The 24,268-nt window shown below is 72.3% G+C and carries 30 protein-coding genes and 1 riboswitch; of the genes, 14 read left to right on the forward strand and 16 right to left on the reverse strand.

The genetic code is table 11. From position 1 onward, the window contains the following. Positions 1-289 precede the first annotated feature (289 nt). The 4 genes from ACGFZK_RS10015 (at position 290) to ACGFZK_RS10030 (ending at position 3,335) form a co-directional block, all read left to right on the forward strand. Positions 290-1,618 (forward strand): sigma-70 family RNA polymerase sigma factor, encoded by a 1,329-nt coding sequence (locus ACGFZK_RS10015; protein ID WP_393848365.1) that lies wholly within the window; start codon positions 290-292, stop codon positions 1,616-1,618. A gap of 191 nt (positions 1,619-1,809) precedes the next feature. Then, positions 1,810-2,109, forward strand: coding sequence for a hypothetical protein (locus tag ACGFZK_RS10020; protein WP_393848366.1), 300 nt, complete (start codon positions 1,810-1,812; stop codon positions 2,107-2,109). An 88-nt stretch (positions 2,110-2,197) separates the two neighbouring features. Then, positions 2,198-2,569, forward strand: coding sequence for a hypothetical protein (locus ACGFZK_RS10025; protein WP_393848367.1), 372 nt, complete (start codon positions 2,198-2,200; stop codon positions 2,567-2,569). A gap of 385 nt (positions 2,570-2,954) precedes the next feature. Further along, entirely contained in the window at positions 2,955-3,335 is a 381-nt protein-coding gene (locus ACGFZK_RS10030) for a hypothetical protein (RefSeq protein WP_393848368.1), read from the forward strand. A gap of 175 nt (positions 3,336-3,510) precedes the next feature. On the opposite strand, the gene gdhA is transcribed toward ACGFZK_RS10030, so the two are convergent. After that, a complete protein-coding gene (gene gdhA / locus ACGFZK_RS10035; RefSeq protein WP_393848369.1) occupies positions 3,511-4,914 on the reverse strand; it encodes an NADP-specific glutamate dehydrogenase in 1,404 nt (467 codons plus the stop codon). A gap of 96 nt (positions 4,915-5,010) precedes the next feature. On the opposite strand from gdhA, the gene ACGFZK_RS10040 reads away from it, so the two are divergent. Continuing rightward, positions 5,011-5,511 carry a hypothetical protein gene (locus ACGFZK_RS10040; RefSeq protein WP_393848370.1) on the forward strand — a complete coding sequence of 167 codons (501 nt, stop codon included), beginning with the start codon at positions 5,011-5,013 and terminating at the stop codon, positions 5,509-5,511. A gap of 113 nt (positions 5,512-5,624) precedes the next feature. Here ACGFZK_RS10040 and ACGFZK_RS10045 read toward each other — a convergent pair whose 3' ends face one another. Next, positions 5,625-6,335, reverse strand: a complete 711-nt coding sequence (locus ACGFZK_RS10045; protein WP_393848371.1) for a cytochrome b/b6 domain-containing protein — start codon at positions 6,333-6,335, stop codon at positions 5,625-5,627. Continuing rightward, positions 6,277-6,942, reverse strand: coding sequence for a molybdopterin-dependent oxidoreductase (locus ACGFZK_RS10050; RefSeq protein ID WP_393848499.1), 666 nt, complete (start codon positions 6,940-6,942; stop codon positions 6,277-6,279). The genes ACGFZK_RS10045 and ACGFZK_RS10050 overlap by 59 nt, the downstream gene beginning before the upstream one ends. Positions 6,943-7,243: 301 nt before the next feature. Here ACGFZK_RS10050 and ACGFZK_RS10055 point away from each other — a divergent pair, with 301 nt between their 5' ends. The 3 genes from ACGFZK_RS10055 to ACGFZK_RS10065 all read left to right on the forward strand — a co-directional run bounded on the left by ACGFZK_RS10055 (position 7,244) and on the right by ACGFZK_RS10065 (position 9,355). Beyond that, complete coding sequence (locus ACGFZK_RS10055) at positions 7,244-8,236, forward strand: magnesium and cobalt transport protein CorA (RefSeq protein ID WP_393848500.1); 993 nt, start codon at positions 7,244-7,246, stop codon at positions 8,234-8,236. Positions 8,237-8,498: 262 nt separating this feature from the next. Next, entirely contained in the window at positions 8,499-8,984 is a 486-nt protein-coding gene (locus ACGFZK_RS10060) for a hypothetical protein (protein WP_393848372.1), read from the forward strand. A 179-nt stretch (positions 8,985-9,163) separates the two neighbouring features. Further along, positions 9,164-9,355: a hypothetical protein gene (locus ACGFZK_RS10065; RefSeq protein ID WP_393848373.1), complete on the forward strand. Its 192-nt coding sequence runs from the start codon at positions 9,164-9,166 to the stop codon at positions 9,353-9,355. Positions 9,356-9,377: 22 nt separating this feature from the next. Here ACGFZK_RS10065 and ACGFZK_RS10070 read toward each other — a convergent pair whose 3' ends face one another. After that, positions 9,378-10,223: an SDR family oxidoreductase gene (locus tag ACGFZK_RS10070; protein ID WP_393848374.1), complete on the reverse strand. Its 846-nt coding sequence runs from the start codon at positions 10,221-10,223 to the stop codon at positions 9,378-9,380. Between the two features lie 181 nt (positions 10,224-10,404). Beyond that, a complete protein-coding gene (locus ACGFZK_RS10075; RefSeq protein ID WP_393848501.1) occupies positions 10,405-10,620 on the reverse strand; it encodes a hypothetical protein in 216 nt (71 codons plus the stop codon). 123 nt (positions 10,621-10,743) lie between these two features. After that, positions 10,744-10,806, forward strand: a riboswitch (guanidine-III (ykkC-III) riboswitch). 75 nt (positions 10,807-10,881) lie between these two features. On the opposite strand from ACGFZK_RS10075, the gene ACGFZK_RS10080 reads away from it, so the two are divergent. The 3 genes from ACGFZK_RS10080 (at position 10,882) to ACGFZK_RS10090 (ending at position 12,996) form a co-directional block, all read left to right on the forward strand. After that, a complete protein-coding gene (locus ACGFZK_RS10080) occupies positions 10,882-11,334 on the forward strand; it encodes an Ohr family peroxiredoxin (RefSeq protein WP_393848375.1) in 453 nt (150 codons plus the stop codon). Next, positions 11,321-11,785: a hypothetical protein gene (locus ACGFZK_RS10085; RefSeq protein ID WP_393848376.1), complete on the forward strand. Its 465-nt coding sequence runs from the start codon at positions 11,321-11,323 to the stop codon at positions 11,783-11,785. Before ACGFZK_RS10080 ends, ACGFZK_RS10085 begins: the two co-directional genes overlap by 14 nt. Positions 11,786-12,033: 248 nt before the next feature. Beyond that, complete coding sequence (locus tag ACGFZK_RS10090) at positions 12,034-12,996, forward strand: AraC family transcriptional regulator (protein WP_393848377.1); 963 nt, start codon at positions 12,034-12,036, stop codon at positions 12,994-12,996. A gap of 18 nt (positions 12,997-13,014) precedes the next feature. Here ACGFZK_RS10090 and ACGFZK_RS10095 read toward each other — a convergent pair whose 3' ends face one another. The 3 genes from ACGFZK_RS10095 to ACGFZK_RS10105 form a co-directional block, all read right to left on the reverse strand. Continuing rightward, positions 13,015-13,416 (reverse strand): STAS domain-containing protein, encoded by a 402-nt coding sequence (locus tag ACGFZK_RS10095; protein WP_393848378.1) that lies wholly within the window; start codon positions 13,414-13,416, stop codon positions 13,015-13,017. A gap of 168 nt (positions 13,417-13,584) precedes the next feature. Further along, positions 13,585-14,385 carry a peptidoglycan recognition family protein gene (locus ACGFZK_RS10100; protein ID WP_393848379.1) on the reverse strand — a complete coding sequence of 267 codons (801 nt, stop codon included), beginning with the start codon at positions 14,383-14,385 and terminating at the stop codon, positions 13,585-13,587. 179 nt (positions 14,386-14,564) lie between these two features. Then, on the reverse strand, positions 14,565-16,064 hold the full coding sequence (locus ACGFZK_RS10105) for an MFS transporter (RefSeq protein WP_393848380.1): 1,500 nt from the start codon (positions 16,062-16,064) through the stop codon (positions 14,565-14,567). Positions 16,065-16,353: 289 nt separating this feature from the next. Here ACGFZK_RS10105 and ACGFZK_RS10110 point away from each other — a divergent pair, with 289 nt between their 5' ends. After that, positions 16,354-16,740, forward strand: coding sequence for a hypothetical protein (locus tag ACGFZK_RS10110; protein WP_393848381.1), 387 nt, complete (start codon positions 16,354-16,356; stop codon positions 16,738-16,740). Here the strand turns inward: ACGFZK_RS10110 and ACGFZK_RS10115 are convergent. Further along, positions 16,718-17,041 carry a plasmid stabilization protein gene (locus ACGFZK_RS10115; RefSeq protein WP_393848382.1) on the reverse strand — a complete coding sequence of 108 codons (324 nt, stop codon included), beginning with the start codon at positions 17,039-17,041 and terminating at the stop codon, positions 16,718-16,720. The two genes, ACGFZK_RS10110 and ACGFZK_RS10115, sit on opposite strands and share 23 nt — an antisense overlap. A gap of 487 nt (positions 17,042-17,528) precedes the next feature. Here ACGFZK_RS10115 and ACGFZK_RS10120 point away from each other — a divergent pair, with 487 nt between their 5' ends. Further along, positions 17,529-18,005: a hemerythrin domain-containing protein gene (locus ACGFZK_RS10120; protein WP_393848383.1), complete on the forward strand. Its 477-nt coding sequence runs from the start codon at positions 17,529-17,531 to the stop codon at positions 18,003-18,005. Between the two features lie 108 nt (positions 18,006-18,113). Here ACGFZK_RS10120 and ACGFZK_RS10125 read toward each other — a convergent pair whose 3' ends face one another. The 4 genes from ACGFZK_RS10125 to ACGFZK_RS10140 all read right to left on the reverse strand — a co-directional run bounded on the left by ACGFZK_RS10125 (position 18,114) and on the right by ACGFZK_RS10140 (position 20,068). Then, positions 18,114-18,386, reverse strand: coding sequence for a DUF3253 domain-containing protein (locus tag ACGFZK_RS10125; RefSeq protein WP_393848384.1), 273 nt, complete (start codon positions 18,384-18,386; stop codon positions 18,114-18,116). Between the two features lie 217 nt (positions 18,387-18,603). Further along, complete coding sequence (locus tag ACGFZK_RS10130; RefSeq protein WP_393848385.1) at positions 18,604-19,047, reverse strand: DUF2267 domain-containing protein; 444 nt, start codon at positions 19,045-19,047, stop codon at positions 18,604-18,606. A gap of 97 nt (positions 19,048-19,144) precedes the next feature. Beyond that, positions 19,145-19,540 carry a DUF2267 domain-containing protein gene (locus ACGFZK_RS10135; RefSeq protein WP_393848386.1) on the reverse strand — a complete coding sequence of 132 codons (396 nt, stop codon included), beginning with the start codon at positions 19,538-19,540 and terminating at the stop codon, positions 19,145-19,147. A 93-nt stretch (positions 19,541-19,633) separates the two neighbouring features. Then, positions 19,634-20,068, reverse strand: a complete 435-nt coding sequence (locus tag ACGFZK_RS10140; protein WP_393848387.1) for an Hsp20/alpha crystallin family protein — start codon at positions 20,066-20,068, stop codon at positions 19,634-19,636. Positions 20,069-20,390: 322 nt separating this feature from the next. Here ACGFZK_RS10140 and ACGFZK_RS10145 point away from each other — a divergent pair, with 322 nt between their 5' ends. Then, the gene (locus tag ACGFZK_RS10145; RefSeq protein WP_393848388.1) at positions 20,391-21,062 is read left to right on the forward strand and encodes an HSP18 transcriptional regulator; all 672 of its coding nucleotides are present in this window, start codon (positions 20,391-20,393) and stop codon (positions 21,060-21,062) included. Positions 21,063-21,325: 263 nt separating this feature from the next. On the opposite strand, the gene ACGFZK_RS10150 is transcribed toward ACGFZK_RS10145, so the two are convergent. From ACGFZK_RS10150 to ACGFZK_RS10160, 3 genes are all read right to left on the reverse strand, one after another. After that, the gene (locus ACGFZK_RS10150) at positions 21,326-21,547 is read right to left on the reverse strand and encodes a hypothetical protein (RefSeq protein ID WP_393848389.1); all 222 of its coding nucleotides are present in this window, start codon (positions 21,545-21,547) and stop codon (positions 21,326-21,328) included. A gap of 83 nt (positions 21,548-21,630) precedes the next feature. Continuing rightward, positions 21,631-22,725, reverse strand: a complete 1,095-nt coding sequence (locus tag ACGFZK_RS10155) for a glutamate--cysteine ligase (RefSeq protein ID WP_393848390.1) — start codon at positions 22,723-22,725, stop codon at positions 21,631-21,633. Between the two features lie 112 nt (positions 22,726-22,837). Continuing rightward, positions 22,838-24,106 carry a cytochrome P450 gene (locus ACGFZK_RS10160; RefSeq protein WP_393848391.1) on the reverse strand — a complete coding sequence of 423 codons (1,269 nt, stop codon included), beginning with the start codon at positions 24,104-24,106 and terminating at the stop codon, positions 22,838-22,840. Positions 24,107-24,268: the final 162 nt, after the last annotated feature.

Here is a 24,268-nt window from a genome sequence, read left to right on the forward strand (position 1 = left end):
GCACGATGCCCGCCGATGCCTTGGTGAACAGGCGGCCGGCGTGAACTCGCAGGCCGGGCCCCGGCGTACGCCTCCTTCCGGAGGGCGCGAACCCAGGCCGTCTCCGACGGATCGGAAGGGAGGTGGCAGTTGTCCAAGGGCCGCTGTTGGACAACTTTCCTGAATGTCGTCAGGCCAGCAAAGTGAGCGCTCCGAGACGAACGAGGAGTCGCGGATGCCAGGCGGCCGCACATCCCGACCATGGGGACCGTTACAAGGTAAGACCGAGGCGCAGAACATCACCGCCGGCGTGCTGCGCACGTGGATGGACCAGGCGGACAGGCTGACGATCAGCGCCCTGCACCTCTCGCTGACCTCGGATCACTTCTCCGGCGAGCCGGTCCCCAGCCGCAGCACCGTGGGGCTCCGGCTGGCGGGTTGCGGCCTCACCGAGGAGTTCGTCGACGCCGTCGCGGCCATCTGCTTCCCGGACGAGCGGACCAGATCGGTACAGGCGGAACAGGCCAAGCAAGGGCTTCGTTCTCCCGTACCGGCGCCGGTACGGCAGCCTGCGGGAAGGGCCGGGCCGCTGCATCGGGCGCCCGGGACCGTCGTGCCGCCGAACCGGCGGCCGGTGGTGCCCGGCACGAACGTCGAAGAGCTGCTCCAGCTGGTCTCTCGGCTTCAGATGAACGTCGCCGAGTGCGGGAAACGGCTCGCCCGGACGCTCAAGGAACTCGACGCCGTCACGCATGAACGCGACCGGCTGCGGCGGGAATGCGAAGCGGTAACGCGTCACGTGGCATCCCTCAGAAACACCATCGAGAAGCGGGCCGGTCAGGAGGGGCAGGAGGACCGGGGCGGCCAGGCAGGCGGGCCGGACACCGCGGCGGGATACGGGCAACCGACGCGGCGGCCCGGCCTCGATACGGGCGGCGAGGCCGACGGGGACGAGCCGGAGGGGGACCAGCTGCCCCCCGGAGGCCCCGCGCCGCTGCCGGGCCCGAGGACGCCGGGCGCCTCGCCTTCGGAGCGTACCGCCGATGCCGACCGGCAGTCGGCGGGATCCGTGGGGCCTCGCGGCCGCGGGGCGGGCCTCGCGATGATGCCGGATTCCGACCTCGCAGAGGCGACCGCCCGGATGCCCCGTTCTTTCAAGGCGTTCCACGCGCTGAACTACCGGGGCTACGCGCAGTACGCCTTCGCCCAGCTGCCGTCACGGGCCGCGGCCGAGGAGGCGGTCACCGAGGCGTTCGCCGTGCTGCTCGCCAACTGGCACAGCTTCCTCAGCGCGGAACAGCCGGCCGCCTGGGCGTGGAAGGTACTGCGGCACACGGTCCAGTCCCACCCCGGCTTCCGGACGCCCGAGCCCCGGCTGCCCCAGCTGATGGACGCGGCCAGGGGGGCCCTCGAACGGCTGGAGGGGGGCAGCCTCGGCCTGTACGAGGCCATCGCACGCCTCCCTGGACGCCAGTTCGACGTGATCGTCATGCGGCACCTCCTGGGCTACAGCAGCGGCGAGACCGCGAACCTGCTCGGCGTCTCCCCGTCCACGGTCCGTTCCCTCTCCCACTCCGCGCGACGGCGCCTGGCCCGGGAGCTCCACCTGACAGCCGAAGGCGTGGACGAAGCGGAATGAAGCGGCGGACGTGGCAGGGCCACCGGACGCGAATCCGGGCTCCGCCCGGCGGAGGCGGTGAAACCGCCATGACACGCCGGTGGGGCCGTGGCGGCTACCACGTCCCCACCGGGCGCACCATCGGCCGGAGCGGCCATTGGCGGGCAAGCCCCGCCGCTCCGGACCTCACGCCCCCTCAGAAGGAGAAGTACGTGAGCTCCCAAGCTAACCCCGGGGACCCCTCCCGGGGGCCGGTCATCAGCATCCACATCCAGGGCGACGCCAGGCTGCACCTGACGGCGCCCGTCGCCCAGGCGGACCACGGATCGAACAGTCGGGCCACCGCGACCCACGACCCCGGCGGGACGCCGGTACCGGAGGCCCCACCCGTCCCTGTCGCCCCTGCGGCCGCGGCGGTCCCGTTGTGGCACCGCACGTCGGTGATCTGGAGCGCGGTGGCCGCTGCGGCGGCGGTGGCCACGGCCGCCGCAGCATGGTTCATCACGGGGTGAGCGGCGACACCCGAGGCCCGGCCCGACAGCTGGGCCTCTTCCGCCCTCACCGAGGACAGCTGGGCCGGCGGCCTCGAGTTTCTCAACGGTGACGGCCCCGCCCCGGGAGAGGGGCAGGGCCGAGCCGCTCGGCCTGTTCGTCGGCGGACGGGTCATCGAGTTCTTCAGGCAGTACACGCACTCCGGTCTGCTCAAGCACCCGGAGTCGCTTCCCTGGCCCCACCCCGAGCAGGTGCAGGTGCTGATCCACGATGAGGAAGACGACTGCTTCGGCCTGTGGATGATGTACGACGGCGCGCTGGCCGAGGAACCGCACCCGGGTCTCCAGCGGTTCCACGCCCCAGCACGGCTGACCGATGAATACTCGCCGAGCCCGGGATTTCTTGGGCGGACGGACGGAGGAGCCAAGGTGCCGGCAGGCTTCTCGACCGAACGTCAAGACCCGCGCCCGGCCTGGTAGCGCAACCGCCCGAACCGTCCTGCCGCCGTTGCCCGTGGAGGTGTTGAAACCGCCGTCACGACCGGCGAAGGAGGCGGTGTGGCCGCGCAGCAGGTCCTCGACGGTGCCGAGCGGGCCGCGGCGGTGCTGTCGCAGGTGGCCGGGCCCCGAGGACCCCGCAGTGCTCTGCCGGAGTCCTCTGGGCGCCACAGTGGGTCTGCCTCGCACGAGAACGGGCCGGGACGACGCCCCCCGACGGGCGTACCGTCCGGGCCACCCGGGTGACCTTCGGCTCCAGTTGGCCCATGCCGGACCGGCGTGGCGACCGCAGCGTGGTGCGCGCCGGTCGAGTGTGGGTGGATCGTCCGCAACTCGCCGTAGGGCGCCTTCGCAGGGAGTGTCAGTCATGCACCGCTTCATCCCCGTACTGCCGGCCGCTCTCGCCCTGACCGGGGCCCTCACCGTCCCCGCGGCCGCCGCGGCCGACCCGAGGCCGATCACCTCCCCCTACGTCCAGGCCGCCGCGGACGTCACCGCCTCCGGCGCGCTGAGGCGGGCGAAGAACATCGACTGGGTGCGTCACGTCAACACCGGCCGGTACTGCGTGAACGTCAGCGAAGAGGTCAACCTGGCGTTCAGCGTCGTCTCCGTCGAGCTGCCCAATTCCAACCGCCGCAGCTTCAGCACCACCCCCAACGGCGTCTGCGGCCCGGACGCCGTCACGGTCTACACCTACGACCTCAACGGCAACTACACGGACAACCCGTTCACGGTCGTCGTGTTCTGACCCGCCGCGTGCTGACCGCCTTCGACCTCGCCGCGCATCAGGCGCCCGCGAGCGCGCCCGCGGACGGGGTCGAAGGCGAGGTCGAAGGCGGCAGGCCCCGGTACCGCCTGCGGGGACGGCCCGCCGGCCGGTCCACGCCGGTGCCCGCCCCCGTGCCCGCGCCGCGATCGTCGGATCAGATGACGCCCTGCGCCAGCATCGCGTCCGCTACCCGCTCGAAGCCGGCGATGTTCGCGCCGGTGACGTAGTCCCCCGGGGCGCCGTACCGCTCCGCGGTCTCGTGCGCGACGGTGTGGATCGAGCGCATGATGGCGGCGAGCTCGTCCTCCACCCGCTGCGCGCTCCAGGCCACCCGCCCGGCGTTCTGGCTCATCTCGAGGGCGCTGACCGCGACCCCGCCCGCGTTGGCGGCCTTGCCGGGCCCGAACGCGACCCCGGCCTCCTGCAGGATCCGTACGGCCTCGGGCGTGGTCGGCATGTTGGCGCCCTCGGAGACCGCCTTGACGCCGTTCGCGATGAGCGTGCGGGCGTCCTGCGCGTCGAGTTCGTTCTGCGTCGCGGAGGGGAAGGCCACGTCCGCGGGGACCTCCCAGACCCGGCCGCCGGGCACGAACCGCGCCGAGGATCCGCGCCGCGCCGCGTACTCGCTGACGCGCCCGCGCTCGACCTCCTTGATCTGCTTCAGCAGCGCGAGGTCGATGCCCTTGTCGTCGACGACGTAGCCCTGGGAGTCGGAGCAGGTCAGCGGGTTCGCGCCGAGCTGCTGGAGCTTCTCGACGGTGTAGAGGGCGACGTTTCCGGAGCCGGAGACGACCGCGGTCAGGCCGTCGAGGGCTTCGCCGCGCACGTGCAGCATCTCGGCGGCGAACAGGACGCTGCCGTAGCCGGTGGCCTGCGGCCGGATCGCGGAGCCGCCCCAGCCCTGCCCCTTCCCGGTCAGGACGCCGGCCTCCCAGCGGTTGGTGATGCGCCGGTACTGGCCGAAGAGGTAGCCGATTTCGCGGCCGCCGACACCGATGTCCCCGGCGGGCACGTCGGTGTGCTCTCCGATGTGCCGGTGCAGCTCCGTCATGAAGGACTGGCAGAACCGCATGACCTCGGCGTCCGACCGGCCGTGCGGGTCGAAGTCGCTGCCGCCCTTGCCGCCGCCGATCCCGAGGCCGGTCAGGGCGTTCTTGAAGATCTGCTCGAAGCCGAGGAACTTCACCACACCGATGTCCACCGACGGGTGGAAGCGCAGGCCGCCCTTGTACGGGCCGAGCGCGCTGTTGAACTCGACGCGGTAGCCGCGGTTGACGTGAACCCGACCACGGTCGTCCTGCCACGGGACGCGGAAGAGGATCTGCCGCTCGGGCTCGGTGAGCCGCTCCACCAGGGCCACGGCCGGGTCGGCGTACTCGGGCCGGGCGGTGAAGACGGGGGCCAGGGTCTCGAGGACCTCCCGTACCGCCTGGTGGAACTCGGGCTGCGCGGGATTGCGGCGCTCGATCTCGGCCCGCAGTGCTTCCAGCCTGTCCTTCGAGTCCTTCACGTGTGTCCCTCCAGGGAGTGCGCGGTGCGCAGACGACGGCAGGTCCATGGTGCCCGCGGGGCCGCGAGTTCCGGTCGATTCCGAGTGCAACGCGCTCCGAACGCACGCTTTCGGAAAAGTTCTTCCGGAGCTGGGCCCCTTTTCGTGGAGGCTACCCCGCACGGCGCTGCTCTGGGCAAGGCTTCTGCCCTGCGGACAAAAAACGGTCCGGCCTGCCTCGCCTCCCAGGTCACCGGGGCCCGGCTCGACCCCGGCCTCGCCCGGACGGACGTCATCGGCTCCTCGGGCTTCGCGGGCATAGGCTTGGTGGCCCTGCTCATCGCCTCCCTCACCGCCGCCGAGCCCGCAGCCGTCAACCGAGAACTGACATCGGGAGCACCCATGGGAGCGACCCTCATCGCCGTGACGGTCGTCGTCGCTGCCCTGGTCATCAGAACCGCTCTCGCCGAACTCCGGGAGCCCGGCAGCGGCCGTCGCCAGTGGATGTTCCTCCGCGACCCCCGCGCGGTCCTCACGGGAGCACTCACGGCCGTGGCCCTGGGGGTGCTGGGCTGGCTGCACGCCGGCCCCGAAGGCGCCGTCTGGGCGGCACTCGCCGGATTCCTCGTGGCGTTCACCGTGTCCCAGGGCCGCCGGCCTCGGTGATGCACCCCCGCGCGGTCGCAGGACCGAACGGGGGCGCACCGGCGGAGTCGCGCGGCCCCTCATGACCGGCCCGCGCCGGAAGACCGACGCACGAGCCGGCCACAAGGCTCCGCTCATCCGGCCTCTGCACCTTCCTCCGGCCGTTGCGCGAGCTCGTCCTCCGGCTCCTCCCCCAGCCACAACGGGTGCTCCCGCTCCGCCCAGGGGCGCTCCACGGATCCGGTACGCATTCCCCTCCGTGCCTCCGGGTCGGCCAGCGCCATCCTGATGTGCCCGGCCAGCACCACCCCCATGGCCAGGGCCAGCCAGTCGTGCACGAAGGTGGCGCTGGTCCGCCACACCAGCGGAGCCAGGTGTGTGAACCACATCAGCAGACCGGTCGCCAGCATGACCAGGGCAGCGCCTGCGATCCACGACGCATAGACCTTCTGGCCGGCATTGAACTTCCCCGCGGGCCGGGCCCCGCGCCGGTGGTCGCGCCGCCGCACCGCCCCCAGCCACCTCCTGTCGTGCGGTCCGAACCGGTTCAGCCTGCGCAGATCGGCCCGGAGGGCGGGAGAGGCCAGACCCAGCAGGAAGGGGGCGGGCAGCAGGATCCCGGCCCATTCGTGGACGGTCACCACGAGCTCCCTGCGGCCGACCAGCTCGGCGAGCTGCGGTACGTACAGCGCGGCCGCGGTCGCCACGCACAGCAGCGTCAGTGCGGCCGTCGTGCGGTGGACCCAACGCTCGGCCCGGCTGAACCTGGCGACCCTCCGGGCCGGTTCAGACGGTGGGGGTGTCACTGCGTCCGTTCGACCCGCCGACCCAGGCGTCGACGTCATAGCCCCGCTCCTCCCAGTAGCCGGGTCGCACCTCGGACGTGACGGTGATCCCGGAGAGCCATTTCGCCGACTTGTAGAAGTACATCGGCGCGACATAGAGCCGGACCGGGCCGCCGTGCGAGTGACTGACCGGCTCGTCCTGCATCTGCAGACAGACCAGCACGTCCTCGCGCCGGGCCTGCGGGAGGGTGAGGCTCTCGCTGTACGTGCCGTCGAAGCAGGTGAAGCGGATCGCCCTGGCCCCGGGACCGACACCGGCGGCGTCCAGCAACCGGGACAACCTGACGCCGGAGAAGGCGGTCTCGGGGACCCGCCAGCCGGTGACGCACTGGACGTCCCGTACGACCCGGGTCTGCGGCAGCGCGCGCAGGGCGTCGAGGGTGTACGTCGCGGGGCGCTCGACCAGACCGTCCACGGTGAGCCGGTAGTTCTGCTCGTTCTTCCGCGGCACGGAGGTGGCGACGGAGTAGTAGCGGAAGCCGCCCCCGTTGGGGAGCAGTCCCGTGAGCCCGGTCGGGTCCTTGCCCGAGGCGGCCCCGAGGAAGGCCTCCATCCCGCGCTGCAGGTGCGGGGCGGCGAAGAGGCCCCCGGCGCCGAGCCCGAGCATGCCGAGCACCAGACGGCGACCGACGGGGGCACCCTCGAAGTCGGGATGGTCTGTCGTCACCCCTTGATTGCAGCACCCAGGAGTGCGGGACACCAGGGAGACCGGCACGACGTCAGACTTCCGTCACAGATCGTCGCCCGGTGACGGCTGTCGCGTCCCCGCGACCGGTGCGCGCCGCAGCCGGCGTTCGCCCTGGGCACTGAGCGCCGGCCGGCCGGTCCCGGTGGAGCCGGGGCGACCGAAAACGCATGAACCCGGGTTTGTGAAGCATGCGCGGGAGATGGAATGCGTCGTGTACGACATGAACTCGGGCCGGTCGCACAGCATGGAGTGCGAACTGCCGGACGAAGGCTGCCGCCGGATCCTCAAACGGGTGCGGGGTCTGGGCGACGGCGAGTTCGCCTGGGTGCGTCTCGTCGATCCGCCCGAGGACGAGTTGGTCCAGCTGGCCGACGAGCTGGGCCTGCACCCGTTGGCCGTCGAGGACGCGGTACACGCACACCAGCGCCCGAAGCTCGAGCGGTTCGGCGACATCCTGTCGGTGGCGCTGAAGACCCTCTGGTACGTCGAGAAGGAAGGGGCGGTGGAGACCGGCGAGATGATGCTCTTCGCCGGGCCCCGCTGCGTCCTCACCGTGCGCCACGGAACGGTCGACCCCTGTGTCGAGGCCGCCCGCCGGCTCGACGGCGATCCGGACATGGTCGGCCTCGGCCCCTGGGCCGTCCTGCACGCGGTGCTGGACGTCGTCGTCGATGCCTACAGCGACGCGGCCGGCCGGGTGCGCGCCGCGTTGGGCCGGTTGGAGGACCAGGTCTTCTCGACGTCGCGCGTGGACCACACCGAGGGCATCTACTCACTGAAGCGGGAGGTCCGGGAGTTCCGGGACGCGGTGCAGCCGCTCGTCCCGGTGGTGCAAGGGCTCCTGGGCGGGCCGGGCGGGGCGGCAGGGCCCGCAGGGGACGACCGCCAGCCGAGGATCGCGCCGTACGTGCGTGACGTGGCCGATCATCTGGACCGCACGGCCATCGAGGTGAGGACCCTGGACGAGTTGCTGGACTCCGTCCTCGGCGCGCAGCAGGCCCGGGTGGGCACCTGGCAGAACGACGACATGCGGCGCATCTCGGCCTGGGCGGCGATCTTCGCGATCCCCACGATGGTCGCCGGCGTGTACGGGATGAACTTCGAGCACATGCCGGAGCTCGGCTGGACCTACGGCTACCCGCTGGCCGTGGCCCTCATGGCCGTCGCCTCCGGCGCCCTCCACCGCGCCTTCCGGCGCAACGGCTGGCTCTAGGTCTCTGCCGGATCCTGCCCGGGCCCGACCCGCGCCGGCCGTCGGCCCGGGCCACGACGACGGGGCGCCGCGGGGTGGCGAACACGAGCCCCACCACTGGCCGATCGCCGGCAAAGCCGCCCTGCGGCTTCCGCCGGCGCATTCGGCTTCGTCCGCTCAGCCGCCCGGACCGCCCCCGCCGCGGTGCCGGATGGGTGATCATGCTGGTGTGGCAGGGAACGGCTGGGGCACGAAGGGCACGTCGATGGAACCTGGGCGGCGGATGGAGTTCGTAACGGTCGCGGGCCTGGCCGCGGCAGTGACACAGGGGCAGAGCGGCGCGCTGTGGCGGTTGGAGGGGGTCGACCGGCAGCTGGACGCGAACCTGGTGCGCCACCTCCCCGGCACCGGCGGTGCGGCCCACACCGAGGGCGAGGTCGACGTGATGCTGGTCGTCGTCGCGGGCACCGGCACCCTCACCCTCGACGGGGCCCGGAGCCGGCTCTCCCCCGGATTCCTCGGCCTGTTGCCGCGCGGCACGTCCCGGGCGCTGCTGGCCGGTCCCGAGGGACTGCTCGTGCTGACCGTGCACCGCAGGCGTCCCGGAATGAGCATCGGAGGGGCCAATCCCGCGGCAGGGGCCCCCTCGTGCGAACTGCACCTGGTGTGCGGCCGGTGTCACCGGCACGCGATCGAGGCCGACGCCCGCTACTGCTCCGGCTGCGGCACTGCACTGCCGGCCCGCCCCGGCACTCCTTCCCCGTCGTGAGGTCTGCAGGGGCGGGAACAGGTGCGGGCAAGGCGCCAAGTGCCGTGCCCGCGAGGGCCGGACCGGCATCGCCGGCACGGCCTCCGACGACATGTCCAGTCACCCTCTGTGTTTAACGGCTCGGAATTCGGTAACAAGATGTAGTGACAGGCAGTCAATACCCGACGGAAGGCAGGAACATGAACCTCGTTACCGTGCTCATCCTCGTCGCGGTTCTCGCACTTGTCGGCCTTCTGATCGCGGCCCCCGGCGCCACCGTACGGCGCAACCCCTTCCCGGGCCGTCGACAGCGAGCCGACCACCGCCGCTCGGGCGCTCCCCGGTTGACCCGGGTGCCCCGTCAGCGGAACGTCCAGCACCACGCGCGCTGACTGCGGGCCGCACACCCCGCCGTCAGGCCGGCGGCGGGGGCGGAGGCGGGCCCTGTGTGAGGATCCGGGCCGCGGCGAACTCCTCGCGGGAGGCCTGCTCGGCCAGGTCCAGGTAGCCGTACGCGTCGTCGCCGACCGGGATCCGCAGCGGTGTCGGGCCCTGGGCGGCGACGATGTCGAGGACCCGCGCGGCGAAGTCCTCGGGGCGCCCGGTCTCGGGATTCTCCGCGAGACCGCGGGCCCCTTCGAGCATCTCGCGGTTGGTCACGTCGTAGGCCGGGATCCGGCGGTGCGCCCGCGCCATGGACGTGCCGTAGCGCGTGGCGAACATGCCCGGCTCCACCACCGTGACGCGGATGTTGTGCGGGGCGGCCTCGACCGCCAGTGTCTGGCTCATGCCCTCCAGGGCGTGCTTCCCGGCGACGTAGGCGGCCAGGCCCGGGAACGCGATCCGGCCGACCACGGAGGAGATGTTGACGATGTGGCCGTGGCCCTGGGCCCGCATCAGCGACAGGACGAGCCGGGTGAGCCGCCACGGGCCCACGACCAACGTCTCCAACTGGTCGCGCAACTCGGCGTCCGAGACCTCCTCGACCGCACCGAACAGGCCGATGCCTGCGTTGTTGACGAGGATGTCGATGCCGCCGAGACGGTCTGCGGCGGTACGGACGGCCTCCTCGCAGGAGGCGGCGTCGCGCAGTTCGAGCGGGATCGGGACGATGCGGCCGGGCCAGGCGGCGGCGAGGTCCTCCAGGTCGGCGGTCTTGCGGGCGGTGACCGCCAGTTCGTCCCCGGCCCGGGCCGCGGCCGTGGCCAGTGCGAGCCCGAGGCCGGAGGAGCATCCCGTGACCAGCCAGCGTCTTCCCATCGTTCCCCCGTGACGAGTGAGTTGTTCCGGACTGTGCTGACGACGGTCATGGTCGTGGGACGGCGGCCCGCCGTCACCACCTCCTGCGGGGGCGTGCGGAGGCGCGCGGGCGCACGTACGGGCGCGTACGGTCCGGCCTGTCCGGGCCGCGGCGGGACCGCCGCGGCCCGGTGGCCGGCCGTCAGACGGATTCGGTCGCGAAGAGCTCCAGGTGGCCGCAGTGCGGGCAGCGGTACGCCTCGATGCGGCGCCGGGGCCTGCCCAGCCGTTTGGCGCCGCCGAACAGGCCGCGTTCCAGCGGCCCGGCGATCCAGCGCGCGTACCCCCGGGCCCCCTCCCCGGCATCCTCGACGAAACCCGGCTCCAGGCCACCGCCACCGCAGTAGGTACATCTCATCGCATCCACGGGGTGAGTGTAGGAAGCGGCCGCGGCCAGGGCGACGGCCGGGCCGGGCCGGCAACGGGTGAGGAACTTCACCGCGGCGGATGCTCCGGACGACGGACTGCGTTGCTAGATTGTCCGGCGGCCGGTCCAAGGCCCCGGACGAGATGCGCCGTACCCGGTTACGCACGACGACGCGCGAGGTGCTGCACGAGCAGCGCCGTCCGCTGTCCGCACCCGGGCAGCGTCCTCGTCGAGCAAGATGGGCCGAACGCCATGACCGTGCCACTCACCCGCAGCCTGTACCGGACGACCGCGCACGCCGCGGGGGGACGTACCGGATCCGTCCGCACGGACGACGGACGCCTGGACGTCCGCCTCGCCCCGCCGCGCAAGAAGGTGCCCGGCACCACCAACCCCGAGCAGCTGTTCGCGGCCGGTTTCGCCGCCTGCTTCACCTCCGCGCTCGCGGAGGTCGCCGCCGAGTTCGGGGCGGACGCCTCCGCCGCACAGGTGGCCTGCGAGGTGCAGCTCGGCACCACGGACACACCCGCGGGCTACGGCCTCGCGGTGACGCTCACCGTCAGCCTGCCGGGGTGGCGGGCGGCGGACCTCCAGCCCCTGCTGCACCGGGCGGACGCGGTCTGCCCGTACTCGCAGGCCGTACGCGGCAACGTACCGCTGACGCTCCTGGCCGTGGACGAGCCCGCCGCCGATGACCGCGCCTGAGCCCGGCCCGGCCGGGCGCGTACCCGCCGGGCACGTACCGGCCGGCTCCGGCATCCCGGTGCCCGAGCAGGGCGCCTGGCTGCGGCGCGGCATCAGCCGAGGCGGCGGCCCCCTCGTCGAGGACCGCGAAGTGGTGTGGCTGCAGGCCGGGTCGTACTACGCCGACAGCCGGGGGTTCGCCGGGACGACGTCCTTCGACGGCTCGCACGTGCACTTCCACCACCTCACGGGCGAGCCCGGCGAAGACGCCGGCACCTTCCGGTGGGACGGTGCGAACCTCGTCGAGCGGGGCACCAACCCGGACGGCTCCACCTTCCTCGAAATCTGGACCCCGCTGCCCGCCGCCGACGGCGCCTGCGGCTCCTGGTCCGGCCCGGACCACCACGTGGTGCGCGTCGGCAGCCACGTGGTGCACGTCGACTCCCGCGCCGGTACGTACTGGCGGCTGTAACCCCGCCCCGTGCAGGGCGCGGAGGAGCCGATGGGCATCAACCCGCCTGAGCTGACAGCGAGTTGATGCACGCGGCCGCCCGCGGCCCCGCGCCGCCCCTGTGGGTCCCGAACTCCCCCACACCCACCGCACACGGCCCGGCCGACCAGGCACCCCCGCGGCCCGCCCCTCCTGCCCGGACCACGGCATACTGAGCGACGGATGACGTCGGCAGACCACGCCGAGCAGACCGGTGAGTGAGGGCCCGGATGACGCACCTCTTCTTCGACAGCGGGGACCTCGAGGCCACAGAGGCGTTCCTGTCCTCCGCCTACACCCCCATGCAGATCCACGGCCGCCCCTCCGACACCCGGGCGCGGATCTCCCGTACAGCGGCCGGCGGGCTCAGCGTGGACCGTCTGTCGTTCGGCTACACGATGGGCTACGACGCGGGCTGCCTGGGCAAGGTGTGTCTGGTCACGATGCACAGCGGCAGCATCGTGGACACCACCGGCGGCCGCGAGGAGGTCTACGGTCCCGGCGAGACCTTCCTCCTCGCCCCCCACGACCGGCCCTACGAGGGACAGGTCCGCGCGGCCCGGTACACGATCACGATGTTCGACCCCGGCCTGCTGAACCGGGTCGCCTCCCTGCCGGGGGACAAGGACGTGCGGATCACCGGGGCCCGGCCGGTCGGTCCGGCCGAGAACCGGCGGCTCGGCGCGGCCGTCGCCTACCTCCGTGACCACGTCCTCGACGAGACCGCCGCTTGCGCCGACGACGGCGGACTACTGGTGTCCACGGCCGTCCAGCACCTGGCGGCCACGGTGCTGGGGACCCTGCCGAACACCGCCCGGGCCGACAGGCCCGCCCCGCCCGACACCCGCGACGCACACAGCGACACCCTGCGCCGCGCCCTCTCGTTCATCGAGGCCAACGCCCACCGCGACATCACGCTCGCCGACATCGCCGCCTCCGTCCCCGTCACCCCGCGCGCGGTCCAGTACGCCTTCACCCGCCACGCCGGCACCACGCCGCTCGGCCACCTCCGCCGCGTCCGGCTGGCCCGCGCCCACGCCGAACTCCGCTCCGCCGAGCCGTCCGGCACCACGAGCGTCGCCGCCGTCGCCGGACGGTGGGGCTTCGCCCACCAGGGCCGCTTCGCCGCCGCCTACCGTCAGGCGTACGGCGTGGCGCCCTCCGTCACCCTCAGAACCGTCGGAACCCGCTGACACACAGGACGGCGGCGGTCAGGGCGCCGTACGGGCCGGCCCCTCGCCCGTCTCGCCCGGCTCGGGAAGACTGAGGTGGAACAGCTGATCGGTACCCGTGAGGCACAGCAGGCGGTAGAACTGCGGGCCGGGATGGGCGAGGATCAGGGTGCGCCCGTTCGACTCGCACAACGAGCGTGCGCGCAACAGGGCGTTGAGGCCGGCGGAGTCGCAGAACCTGAGCCGCGTGAGGTCGACGACCACGCGCTCCGGAGCACCGGGATCGGCGCACGCCCCCAGGAGCGCACTGTTCAACGCGTCGACGTGGTCCAGGTCGATGTCACCGGTGAGGGTGACCACGCTGCAGTCGACGCGTGTGGCGACCGTGACGCTGTGCGGACCGCGGTCGGCCAGCGGGTTCATCTCGGTCCTTCCGTCCATGCACGGGTGGTGTGGTCCTTCGCCGGCGGCCACTCGTGCATCGACGCTATCCGGGTCCGGGGCGGCGTACAGCTCCGGAAACGAAGGAACGCTGGTGTTCGTTTGGCGGACAGGCCCCCCGCCGCCGGAGCGCACGGCGCCGTGTCCCGGGCCGGGGGCGGCCGACCGTCAGGGCAGCAGACCTGCCGGGAGGTATTCCGCGTACGTCGAGGCCGGCCGACCGGTGGCCTGGCGGACCAGGTCCCCGAGGGGATCGGCGGCCTCCTCCGGCTCCGCCACAGCCGTGCCGAGGCGGGCGGCGACGTCCTTGCGGAGGGTCGGGAGCAGTGCGTAGAGGCGGTCGCCGGGGCAGGAGGTGGCGTTGAAGTCGCGGTGGCCGTAGATCTCCGACGCGGGCAGGCCGTACTGGTCGCAGATGTGGGCGCACAGGTCGGCCAGTGCCTCGTACTGCGCCGTCGGCGGGGTCTGCGAGGTGTACGTGCCTTCGTTCTCGATGCCGATCGACACCGTGTTCTGGCCGACGCAGTGCGCCGCCCGCACCTGGCGGGTGCCGGTGCGCAGCTCCGCCAGGCTGTTGTGGCGTCCCTCCAGTACGAAGGCTCCGCGGCTGACGGTGAAGTGCTGACCCGTGTCGATCCAGCCCTGCGCGTCCATGTGGTAGGTCTGGATCGCGCGGGCGAGGGCGAAGGCGCGCTGCTTCGAGTAGTCCGTCACGTTCGCCGTCGCCGTGTGGTGGACGATGATCCGCTCCGGGCGGTTGGCCAGGACGACGACCGGTTCGGACGCCGCGCGCGCACCCCAGGCGGCGCAGCCGATGATGTCCGGGGCGGTGGCGGAGTACGCCCGCCCCGCCGCGGCGAGCGGCAGTGCCGCGGCAGCGGCCAGGGCGAAGGCTCCCGTGAGGACCGACCGGCGGGTGTACGGGGCCTCGGCGCGGGCCGGCGGCTGGTGCAGTGCGGAGAAGGTCATGCCGCGCCATTGAAGGGGACCGGGGCTCCACCGGCCGCGCAGACACACCGCGCACCCGCCGGACTGTCCCCGACCGGCCGCGCGCCGGCCGACCGGGGACCCCGTCTGCGGCGGTGGCCGCAGCGGGCCCTGCGGCGGTGGCCGCGACCGGCCGCCGGCGCTCTGGGCGAAGACGGCGGTCAGCCGGAGCCGGAGGACGGAGCCGGCTTCGCCACCGACAGGGGTTCGGCGATGTCCTCCAGCGAGCGCCGCTCGGCCTTGACCGCCAGGAACACCGCCACGAGGCCGGCGGCGCACATCAGTGCGGCGCCGATCCGGAAGGCGAGCGCGGTGTCGCCGACCACACCCGACTCGGTGAGGCCGGCGAAGATCAGCGGGCCGCTGATGCCGCCCGCCGCGGTGCCGAGGGCGTAGAAGAAGGCGATGGCCATGGCGCGGGTCTCCATGGGAAACACCTCCGAGACGGTCAGGTACGCACTGGAGGCGCCCGCCGACGCGAAGAACAGCACCACGCACCAGCAGACCGTCATCGTCGTCGCCGTGAGGGAACCCCGGTCGAACAGCCAGGCCGTACCGAACAGGAGCACACCCGAGAGCAGGTACGTGGAGGAGATCATGATCCGGCGCCCGAGCGTGTCGAAGAGCTTTCCGAGCAGCAGGGGCCCGAGGAAGTTCCCCGCGGCGATCACGGCGAAGTAGTAGCCGGTGTGGCCCGTCGGCACGTCGAAGAACGTCGTGAGGATGGTGCCGAAGCCGAAGGTGATGGCGTTGTAGAGGAACGCCTGCCCGATGAAGAGCGACAGGCCGAGGATCGCGCGGCGCGGGTAGCGGCCGAAGACCGTCTTGGCGATCAGGCCGAAGCCGATGCTCTTGCGCTGCTGGATGGTGATCTCACCGGCCGGCGGCGGGAGCCGCTCGCCCTTCTCCTCCTCGATCCGCTGCTCCACGGACGACACCAGTTCTTCGGCGTCCCCCTCCTTGCCGTGGATGAACTGCCAGCGCGGACTCTCCGGAACGTGCCGGCGTACGAGCAGGATGACCAGGCCGAGGACGACACCGAGGGCGAAACTCAGCCGCCAGCCGAGGTCCTGGGGAAAGATGCCGGTGTCCAGCATCACCACGGACAGCAGGGCGCCGCCGATCGCGCCCAGCCAGTAGCTGCCGTTGATGATGAGGTCGACCCGGCCCCGGTAGAGGGACGGGATCAGCTCGTCGATCGCCGAGTTGATGGCCGCGTACTCGCCGCCGATACCGAAGCCGGTGAGGAAGCGGAAGAGGAAGAACCACCAGGACTCGAACGACAGCGCGGTCATCGCGGTCGCGCCCAGGTAGACGACCAGGGTCACCATGAAGAGCTTCTTGCGGCCGTAGCGGTCGGTCAGCCAGCCGAAGAACAGCGCCCCGGAGCAGGCACCCGCCACGTAGAGGGCGGCGGCGACACCGGTGACCTGGGCGGCGGTGATGTCGAGGCCGCTGCCTTCCTCTGCGAGACGGCCGGCGACATTGCCGACGATGGTGACCTCGAGCCCGTCGAGGATCCAGACGGTGCCGAGGCCGATCACGATCATCCAGTGCCACCGGGACCACGGCAGACGGTCGAGACGGGCCGGCACGGCTGTGGTGACCGTGCGCGTGCCGGCCCGGACGGAGTCCTCCGGCAACGAGGCTGCTGATGCCATCGCTTACTGTTCCCTCCTGCTCGATCGCCCCCGCCCTGCCGGGTTCCCGCGAACCGGCCGTACATGCGGCCCCGGCCGGGGACGGCTGCGCGTGGGCCGTACCGTCCGGCGCACCGCGGAACCGGGACACCCCCTGCGGAGCCGGGTCCTGGACCGTCTCGCCGGGCCCGAACCGCCGGTCCTCCCGCGGCCGGGCCCGGTGCCGGAGGCCGCCGCGATCCATGAACGGTCTCCTCCACGAGGTGATCGCAGGCGGCTGGATCGACCCCCCGCGTACATCGAAGCCCACGTGGCGGGCTACGACCGCCTCGAACATCAGGTGGCCGGTTCCCGGCAGATCCGAGCCGCGGCCCTTCTCCTCGGGCAGGCCGGACGGCTCCTCTCCACGGTCCTCCAGGGCTTCTACCCGTCCCACCAGGCCAGCGCCGCCGCCGTGCAGGTCGACAACCTGCACCTGATCCGCGGCATGCTCGGACGGCCCGGCTGCGGCGATTTGCCCGGATTCCGCACCCCTGCGAGGGGCCGGGCCCGGAGTCCCGGCCCTTGCTTCCGGCACGGTGCGCTCCTACGCGACCGGGCCGATGCCGACGGTTCGTACTGCGGGCGCCGGGGCGCGCCCCGCGGCGCTCCGACCGCCGGCATCCCCGCGCCGGTCAGCGTCCGAGAGCCCGCTTGAGCTCGGCCTTGTCCATCTTCGAACGGCCGTCGATGCCCCGCTGCTTCGCCTCGTTGTAGAGCTGCTCCTTCGTGGGGCCCTGAGAGCCGCTGTGAGAGCGCTGTCCGCCACGCTTGGACGAGGACATGTCCTGTGTGGAGGAGCGGCTCGCGGTCTTCGACTCTCCGGAGCGGGCACGTTCCTTGTTGACGGTGCGCGCGGCGATCTCCTTCGCACGCTTGGTGTTCTCGCCGCGCTGCTCGGCGCTCTCCTTGATGTGCTCGTACTGACGTTCACGCTTGGGACTTGAACCGCGAGGCATGGTGACTCCTTCACTCGACTCGATGCGACGTCTGTTGCGGATCCACCGGATCCGTACGGCGTCTGCCCGGCCAGGACGACGTCATTCAGGCACCCTGGCGTGCGGTCGCCCGGTCAGACCGGGCCACGAGAGCCGGGGGCCTCGCGCCTGCCCGGCTCCCGCTGGGGCATCTCATCCGTGCCCGCCACCACTCGTCGGCCCCGGCGATCTCCCGTGAACTCCTCGAACGAGCCCATATTTCGGGCCACCCGGACCCCAGCACTGGCGCTCGCGGACGCTCTGCTCCTGCCCGCCCCGTTCGGTGTCCGCGCCCCTGCGCCCCCAGCGGTCCGCACGAGGGCGCGGTCTTCGTGGGGGCTGGTCCAAGCGGGCGGTCTCCCCGTGTGTCCTGCGCCCCAAGCAGCGATCCTCGGCACGCGAGCGGGCGATCGTTGCGACGGTGCCCGCTCGGCACCGATGCCCGTACGCCACGACCCGGGAGACGGCGATGGACGCGATCGTGCTGCTGCGCGAGGACCACAAGACGGTCGAGAAGCTGTTCAAGAGCTTCGAGAAGAGCGACGATGACGCCCACACCGAACGGCGGAAGATCGCCGACGAGGTGATCGAAGAACTGACCGTGCACGCCTGGATCGAGGAACAGGTCTTCTACCCCGCCGCCCGCGAGGCCGCCCCCGACACCACGGACCACATTCTGGAGAGCATCGAGGAGCATCACGTCGTGGTGTGGATGCTGTCCGAGCTCAAAGACATGGACGCCTCCGACGAACGCTTCAAGGCCAAGATGAGCGTCCTGATGGAGAACGTCCGCCACCACGTCGAGGAAGAGGAACAGGAGTGGTTCCCCGACGTCCGCAAGGCCATGGGACGCAAGCGGCTCGTCGAACTCGGCGACCGGCTGGAAGCGGCGAAGAAGAAGGCCCCGCGGAACCCGCTCGCCGTACCCAGCGCGACCAGCGGATGACGGATCGTACCGGGCACCCCGCGGGGCAGGCACGAAATGCCGCGGCGGGTGGGGGGGCAGCCGCCTTCGTGGCGTTCGCCGGAATCAACCCCGTGGGCGGCAGCCCTGTCAGCGGGCGCGGCGGATACGAATCGGACCGCGGGCTGTTGCCGGGTCGACGGGGCGGCCGGCCTGGGTGATTTCCACCTCGCCGGCCGCGACCAGCCGCCGGGCCGCACGGCGTGCCGGTTCCATGAGCGCGCGCCAGCCGTCGCCGCCGCCTTCGTACGCCGCTCGCGCCGCGTCCGACGGGCAGATCGTCGCGGTGGGGCCACGGCTTTCCAGCAGCTCCAGGATGGCCCGCTCCACACGCCGGTCCGTTTGCCGATCGCTGTCCGTCACGTCGCCAGTGTCGCACCGGCGGCGAAGGGCCGCCGAGGGTGCGCCGCAGCGGCAGGGCTGTCGGCTGCTGTTGACCGTGGGCGGGCCGACCTTCGACGGCGGGCACCGGGTCTTCATGGAAGGCGACCCGGCCCGGGACGGGCCGAACCGGCCGGCACGCACCAGAGCCGAACCCGACGGGTGGCTGCCGGTGCATGGACGCGTGCCACTGAGCCGTTCAGGCCGCGGTCGACCGGGAGAGGAGTTGTGCCTGACCGAAGAGGAGGGCCCAGCCGTCGGGGAGCTGGTTGAGGATCCGGGCCAGCAGGGAGGGGCCGGCGAGGCGGGCGACGACGGTGAGTACGGCTCCCGCCTCCCAGCGGGCGGTCGCCGGGCTGCCTCCGGTCGCTGAGGCGAGGTCCTTGACGAAAGCCCATCCGCTGAGGGGCTCGGCTGCGGGGGCTCGCGAGACCAACAGGCGGGAGGCCTCCACCGGCAGGCGGGCCGCCAGGGCGACGCGCTCGTCGCCCGTGATCTGGCGGCCGAGGGCTCCCATGACGTTGCACACAGCCTCCTCGGCGCGCTCGCGGGTGGGGTAAGCACCTTCGTAGCGGACGGTCTCCAGCATCTGGTCGTACGTCATGCCCGGGGCCGGGTGGAGGGTTTCAGGCTGGTGGAGCATGGCTCGGGGCACCCTTCTCGTGTGTGTGGGCGGGTGGGATACGCGGGTACGCGGGGCCTGCCGGGCCGGGGCCGGGAGGCGCGGGGGGCTCGGGTCGTCAGTCGTGCTGCGGGCGGCCGAACAGCAGGTCGTAGCCGGGCGGGAGCTGGAGCAGGAGGCGCTGGGTGAGGTCCTCGCCGGCGGCATCGGCAACGACGCTGAGGACGGCGCTGGCATCCCAGGCTGCCGTGGCCTGCGAGGCACCCTCGATCCAGGCCGCGGTGGCCCGGACGAAACGGTCCGCGGAGAGGGGTTCGGTGGCCTGGAGGGGGTTGAGCAGAACGAGTGCGTAGGCCTCGGGAAGGCGCGACGCGAGCTGCGCCCGGTCGGTGCCGACGACGTGGGCGCCGAGGAGGGCCAGCACGACGCGGGCCGCGCGGTCGGCCTCTGCGGGGGTGTTGTATTCGCCCCGTTCCCGGACGTGGTCGAGGAATGCTTCCTGACGCAAGGTCATGTGTGGCTCCTCCAGTGGCGGCAAGGGGCGGAGGACGGGCTGCCGGGGGGAACGGGACTCCCGTCCTCCGCGCTCGGGCCGGCGGTGCCGGGATCAGCCGGAGATCTGCTTCCGGTCGCCCGCGCCGCCGATGGCGATCTTGCGGCGCTTCGCCCGTTCGGCGATCGGGATGCGCAGCGTCAGCACACCCGCGTCGTAGTCGGCCTCGATGTTCTCGGAGTCGAGTGTGTCCGCCAGCATGATCTGGCGCGAGAAGACGCCGAGCGGCCGTTCGGAGAGTTCCATCTGAACGCTTTCGGTCTTGGCCGTGGGGCGCCGTTCGGCCTTGACGGTCAGCTGGTTCCGCTCGACGTCGATGTCGATCGCCTCCGCGCTCACACCGGGGACGTCGAAGGCGATCACGTACGTGTCACCTTCCCGATAGGCGTCCATCGGCATGACGGACGGCTTCGACCACGTCCCGTTCGCGCCCATGAGCTGCTGGGCGACCCGGTCGAATTCGCGGAAGGGGTCAGTGCGCATCAACATCGCGAAACACCTCCAGTTGGTTGCGGCAGGAACTGCCAATGCGCTTCAACGTGCCTCCTTTGTAACACGTCATCCAATGGATGACAAGAGAGGCGTCACCCTATGGATGACGGATCCTTCTTGCGGCAGCAGCCACCCCAAGGGCACGCGAGGGGCGCGTCGCGCGGCGGGCGACTGCGGGCCGGGGAGGGTCTGTGGTTCCAGGAACCGGCGCCTGCTCCGCCCCTGCTCCTCCACGCCCTCCGCTGTACCATGTCACCCAAGCGACGACACACAGGGCATGTCGTCTATACGACGACGAAGCCGCAGCGAGGAGCTCGTCATGACTTCAGTCCAGCCAACCCAGCCGCCCCACCCGGGCCCGGCCTCCTTCGTTGCCGCGGCGGCGGCGCTCCACACCATCGACCAGGCCCTGCGCGACGCACAGCGCGCCCATCCCGAGCACCGGACTGCTCCGTCGCACGACGGACCACACCCGGCGCTCGCCTCGCTGCTCCTGCTGCGCCACGTGCGCGAACAGCTCGCCGACTGGGAGAGCGGACTGATCGAAACCGCCCGCGAGGCCGGTGCCAGCTGGGCCGACCTCGCCGAACCCCTCGGCGTCGCCAGCCGCCAGGCCGCCGAACGCCGTTACCTGCGCCTTCGCCCCGGCTCCGCGGGTGACACCGGCGAACAGCGGGTCCAAGCCGTACGAGACCGCCGCGCCGCCGACCGCACCGTCACCGCTTGGGCCCGTGACAACGCCGCCGCCCTGCGCCGCCTCGCCGGACAGATCACCGCGCTCACCGACCTCCCCGCTACCGCCGACCGGCAACTCGGCGAACTGAACCAGGCGCTCGCCCACCACGACGCCGCCCACCTCGTCCGCCCCCTCACCGACAGCCGGTCCCACCTCCAGCCCGAACACCCCGAACTGGTCGATCGCATCGATGAGATGACCCGCCACACCGATCAACTCCGCGAGGACAGCAACCAGCAGCGCAGCCGCCCCTAGGCCGTCTCTTTCGGATCTTGCCGGATGAGCCCGGGTCGTCCGGTGCGGTGCATCGCAAGGCGGAGGGGCGCCCGTGTACTGGACTACTCGGGCGCCCCGACAACCCGGCGAGGCGCCGTGCCGGGCGGGCCGGGCCCGGCAAGATCCGGAAGAGACGGCCTAAGGGCTGCCCCGCAATTCTGGTTGGGCAGACGGCGTCCCCATGGCCGCAGGTCCCCATGGCCGCAGGGACGACGGTCCCCCACGCGGGAGACCCGCGCCCGTCAGTCCGGGGGCTCGGGAGACCCCCCGGCTCCGTCGTCGTCGGGACGTGCCTGCTCCGGCGCGTCCTGCGCCCGGCGGCGGTCTTCGGGAGCTGCGTCGTCCGCACCGCCCCTCCCGGGCAGGTCGGGCGCGGCGGGGCCGGCCGGGGGCAGGTCGGGGGTGACCGGGTCTTCGCTCTCCGGCACGGGGGCCGGAAGCTCCGGTCGTCGGTCGCGGCTCATGCCACCTTCTTCCCTCATGGACTCTGCGGCGCGCTTACCCAGGCCCTCGGGCGCCATGCGGCGGCGTGGGCGACAGCTGGGGATCAGTCCGGCGGGTCCGCGCCGGCGATCAGGCCGACCAGCGCCGGGAATCCGCCCTCGGTCACGGCGCGGCGCTGGCGGTCGGCGGGCGTGCCCTCGCGCAGGAGCCGGTGGAGGAGGGCGTTCACCTGCCGCAGGTCACCCGTGTCCTCCAAGGCCGGAGTGATGTGGCGCATGAGTGAACACAGCACGTCACCGCTGGAGTGCGGCCGGCCGTGCGGATCCAGCAGGGTGCCGTTCAGTCCGTACCGCGCCGCGTGCCAGTTGGCGGCCTGCACCAGCTCCGCCGCGCACCCGGACGCCTGGGTGCCCGCCTCTTCCTCGGCGATCGCCGTCGCGACCAGGCCCCGGACGACACCGGCCAGCATGACGGCGTCGTCGGCGCGGAGCTGGACGTCCATGCACCGCACCTCCACCGTGGGGTAGCGGTCCGAGAGCCGGGCCTGCCAGTAGACCTGGCCCCGGTCGGCGATCACTCCCGACTCCAGCAGCGCCTGCAGTCGGCCTTCGTAGTCCGCGGAGCCGGCGAAGTACGGCGGTGGTCCGCTGACCGGCCAGCGGCTGAACACGATGGTCCGCCAGCTCGCGAATCCCGTGTCCTGCCCGTCCCACAGGGGCGAGTTGACCGACATGGCCAGCAGGGTCGGCAGCCAGCCCCGGATCCGGTTCAGCACCGCCACACCCGTCTCGGGGTCCGGGACGGCCACATGGACGTGCATCCCGCAGATCAGCTGTTCGTCGACGAGCTGCCGCGCCGCTCCCTCCATCCTCAGGTACCGCAGCTTCGGTGTCACCGGCACGCGGGCGGCGCTGCGCAGTGGTGCCGCGCCCGTGGAAGCGGTCCGGCAGCCGTTCGCCTCTGCGGCCGAGGCCACCGCGTGGCGCAGCCGGAGGAGGTGCCCGCCCACCTCCTCCAGGCTGGAACACACCGGGGTGGCCACCTCGACCTGGGCCTGGAGCAGCTCGCTCTGAACCTCTCCGCGCTCGGTCAACGGGCCGAGCCCGGCCGTGCGGCGGACGTCTTCCACACGGGCAGCGGGCAGACCCGTATCCGGGTCCACCAGCAAGTACTCCTCTTCGACGCCTACGGTGATCACATGGGGCGGCTACCCGGCCACGCCATGATCACCCGCGCGGACCGCCTCGGCCTTGAGCCTGCCGGTGCTCCCTCGTTGTTGGTGCTTGCGCCGGCCCCTGACCGCCCACTCGCTAACGGAGCACGTCACATCCCGCCGTGGTGAAGACGAATCCGCTGCGTGGGCGGGTGGGGACCCGGGACAGGGGGATCGACAGGTCCTGATCGGGGACGTGCACGTCGAGGGCGGCGAGTTCCGCTGCGAGCGTGGCCAGTACGGCGACGGTGATGTCCTCGCCGGGGCAGCGGTGGCCGTGCGCGGGGTCCCCGCCGCCCTGTGGGATGAGCTCGTCGGCGCCGGGTTCGCGTCCGACGAAGCGCTGCGGGTCGAAGCGGTACGGGGCCTCCCACAGTTCAGGGTCGTGGTCGTGACCGTAGAGGTCGAGCAGAACCAGGGTGTCCTTCGCGATGGTTTCGCCCTGCCAGGTCACGTCGGTCGCCGCGAGGCCGCCGACGAACGGGGCGAAGGGATAGAAGCGACGCACCTCATGGGCGAACGCCCGTGCGTACTGCCCGTCGGCATCCTTACGGAGCAGCTCACCGTGAGCCGGCCAGCGGTGCAGGGCATGCGCGGCGAAGGCGGCGAACCAGGCGATGGCGACGGTGGGCCGGATGATGTTGAGCAGCTCGACGGCAGCCGTGTGCGGGTCGAGCAGCCGGCCGTCGGCGTCCCGGTGCCAGGCCACGGCCTCGAACGCGGTGCCACTGTCGCCCGCCAGCTCCTCGCCCTCGCGGGCGTCGCGGACCAGGACGGCCAGGGCGTCCTCCTGGCGGGCGCGGGCGGCGCGAGCGCGCCAGTGCCGGGCGCCGGGGGTGGCGAAACCGTCGACCATCGCCGTGCAGTCTTCGGCCATCTGCCGGACGGCCTCCTCGGAGAGCCGGACGCCCGTCCACTCGCAGACGGAGCGGGCCAGGATCAGCGCGGCCTCGTCGAACAGCACGACGTGCCGACCACCGGTCCAGTCGCCCACCGCGACGGACCACTGAAGGGCCACGTGGTCGGCCAGCGCGGCCACCCCCGCTTCGTCCTTGAGGAGCGCGAGGAACATGGCCTTGCGGGCGCGGTGGGCGGCGCCGTCCAGGGTGTGCACGGCGCCCTGCCCGAAGAGCGTGTCGAGCACGGGTTCGGGGAGGGCCGAGGTGCGGCTGATGTGGTTCTCGTCGTAGAAGAAGCGCACGGCGGCCGGGCCGCGCAGCGCGATCGCCGGTCGGCCGAGCAGTCTGGTGCGGACCGGCCCCCCGTGCGTGACACGCATCCGGTCGGGCAGCCAGGCATAGCCGCGGACCAGGAGGGGAAGGGTGCTGTCGGTCCAGGGGGCGAGGGTCGTCTTGAGTGAAGACATGTACGTCGGCTACCCGGCCCGCCCCCTCCCACACAGGACGGCGAACAGAGCACTCCGTTCGGCGGACACCCGCACGGCACGGGCTGGGCCGGTACGCGGTACCTCCCGGCGTGCCGGCTGTTCGTGGACGGCGTCGGCCCACCACGTCGGCGGCCCGGGCCC

Origin of the sequence: Streptomyces sp. NPDC048257 (genome assembly GCF_043201855.1) — a bacterium.
In the GTDB taxonomy this organism is placed as follows: domain Bacteria; phylum Actinomycetota; class Actinomycetes; order Streptomycetales; family Streptomycetaceae; genus Streptomyces.

Excerpts from the sequence above, each read along its gene's own strand:
- ACGFZK_RS10030 (WP_393848368.1), top strand. The coding sequence starts at position 2,955 with ATGCACCGCTTCATCCCCGTACTGCCGGCCGCTCTCGCCCTGACCGGG.
- gdhA (WP_393848369.1), bottom strand. The coding sequence starts at position 4,914 with ATGGACCTGCCGTCGTCTGCGCACCGCGCACTCCCTGGAGGGACACAC.
- ACGFZK_RS10045 (WP_393848371.1), bottom strand. The coding sequence starts at position 6,335 with ATGACGTCGACGCCTGGGTCGGCGGGTCGAACGGACGCAGTGACACCC.
- ACGFZK_RS10050 (WP_393848499.1), bottom strand. The coding sequence starts at position 6,942 with ATGCTCGGGCTCGGCGCCGGGGGCCTCTTCGCCGCCCCGCACCTGCAG.
- ACGFZK_RS10055 (WP_393848500.1), top strand. The coding sequence starts at position 7,244 with ATGAACTCGGGCCGGTCGCACAGCATGGAGTGCGAACTGCCGGACGAA.
- ACGFZK_RS10060 (WP_393848372.1), top strand. The coding sequence starts at position 8,499 with ATGGAGTTCGTAACGGTCGCGGGCCTGGCCGCGGCAGTGACACAGGGG.
- ACGFZK_RS10065 (WP_393848373.1), top strand. The coding sequence starts at position 9,164 with ATGAACCTCGTTACCGTGCTCATCCTCGTCGCGGTTCTCGCACTTGTC.
- ACGFZK_RS10070 (WP_393848374.1), bottom strand. The coding sequence starts at position 10,223 with ATGGGAAGACGCTGGCTGGTCACGGGATGCTCCTCCGGCCTCGGGCTC.
- ACGFZK_RS10075 (WP_393848501.1), bottom strand. The coding sequence starts at position 10,620 with ATGAGATGTACCTACTGCGGTGGCGGTGGCCTGGAGCCGGGTTTCGTC.
- ACGFZK_RS10080 (WP_393848375.1), top strand. The coding sequence starts at position 10,882 with ATGACCGTGCCACTCACCCGCAGCCTGTACCGGACGACCGCGCACGCC.
- ACGFZK_RS10085 (WP_393848376.1), top strand. The coding sequence starts at position 11,321 with ATGACCGCGCCTGAGCCCGGCCCGGCCGGGCGCGTACCCGCCGGGCAC.
- ACGFZK_RS10090 (WP_393848377.1), top strand. The coding sequence starts at position 12,034 with ATGACGCACCTCTTCTTCGACAGCGGGGACCTCGAGGCCACAGAGGCG.
- ACGFZK_RS10095 (WP_393848378.1), bottom strand. The coding sequence starts at position 13,416 with ATGGACGGAAGGACCGAGATGAACCCGCTGGCCGACCGCGGTCCGCAC.
- ACGFZK_RS10100 (WP_393848379.1), bottom strand. The coding sequence starts at position 14,385 with ATGACCTTCTCCGCACTGCACCAGCCGCCGGCCCGCGCCGAGGCCCCG.
- ACGFZK_RS10105 (WP_393848380.1), bottom strand. The coding sequence starts at position 16,064 with ATGGCATCAGCAGCCTCGTTGCCGGAGGACTCCGTCCGGGCCGGCACG.
- ACGFZK_RS10115 (WP_393848382.1), bottom strand. The coding sequence starts at position 17,041 with ATGCCTCGCGGTTCAAGTCCCAAGCGTGAACGTCAGTACGAGCACATC.
- ACGFZK_RS10120 (WP_393848383.1), top strand. The coding sequence starts at position 17,529 with ATGGACGCGATCGTGCTGCTGCGCGAGGACCACAAGACGGTCGAGAAG.
- ACGFZK_RS10130 (WP_393848385.1), bottom strand. The coding sequence starts at position 19,047 with ATGCTCCACCAGCCTGAAACCCTCCACCCGGCCCCGGGCATGACGTAC.
- ACGFZK_RS10135 (WP_393848386.1), bottom strand. The coding sequence starts at position 19,540 with ATGACCTTGCGTCAGGAAGCATTCCTCGACCACGTCCGGGAACGGGGC.
- ACGFZK_RS10140 (WP_393848387.1), bottom strand. The coding sequence starts at position 20,068 with ATGTTGATGCGCACTGACCCCTTCCGCGAATTCGACCGGGTCGCCCAG.
- ACGFZK_RS10145 (WP_393848388.1), top strand. The coding sequence starts at position 20,391 with ATGACTTCAGTCCAGCCAACCCAGCCGCCCCACCCGGGCCCGGCCTCC.
- ACGFZK_RS10150 (WP_393848389.1), bottom strand. The coding sequence starts at position 21,547 with ATGAGCCGCGACCGACGACCGGAGCTTCCGGCCCCCGTGCCGGAGAGC.
- ACGFZK_RS10160 (WP_393848391.1), bottom strand. The coding sequence starts at position 24,106 with ATGTCTTCACTCAAGACGACCCTCGCCCCCTGGACCGACAGCACCCTT.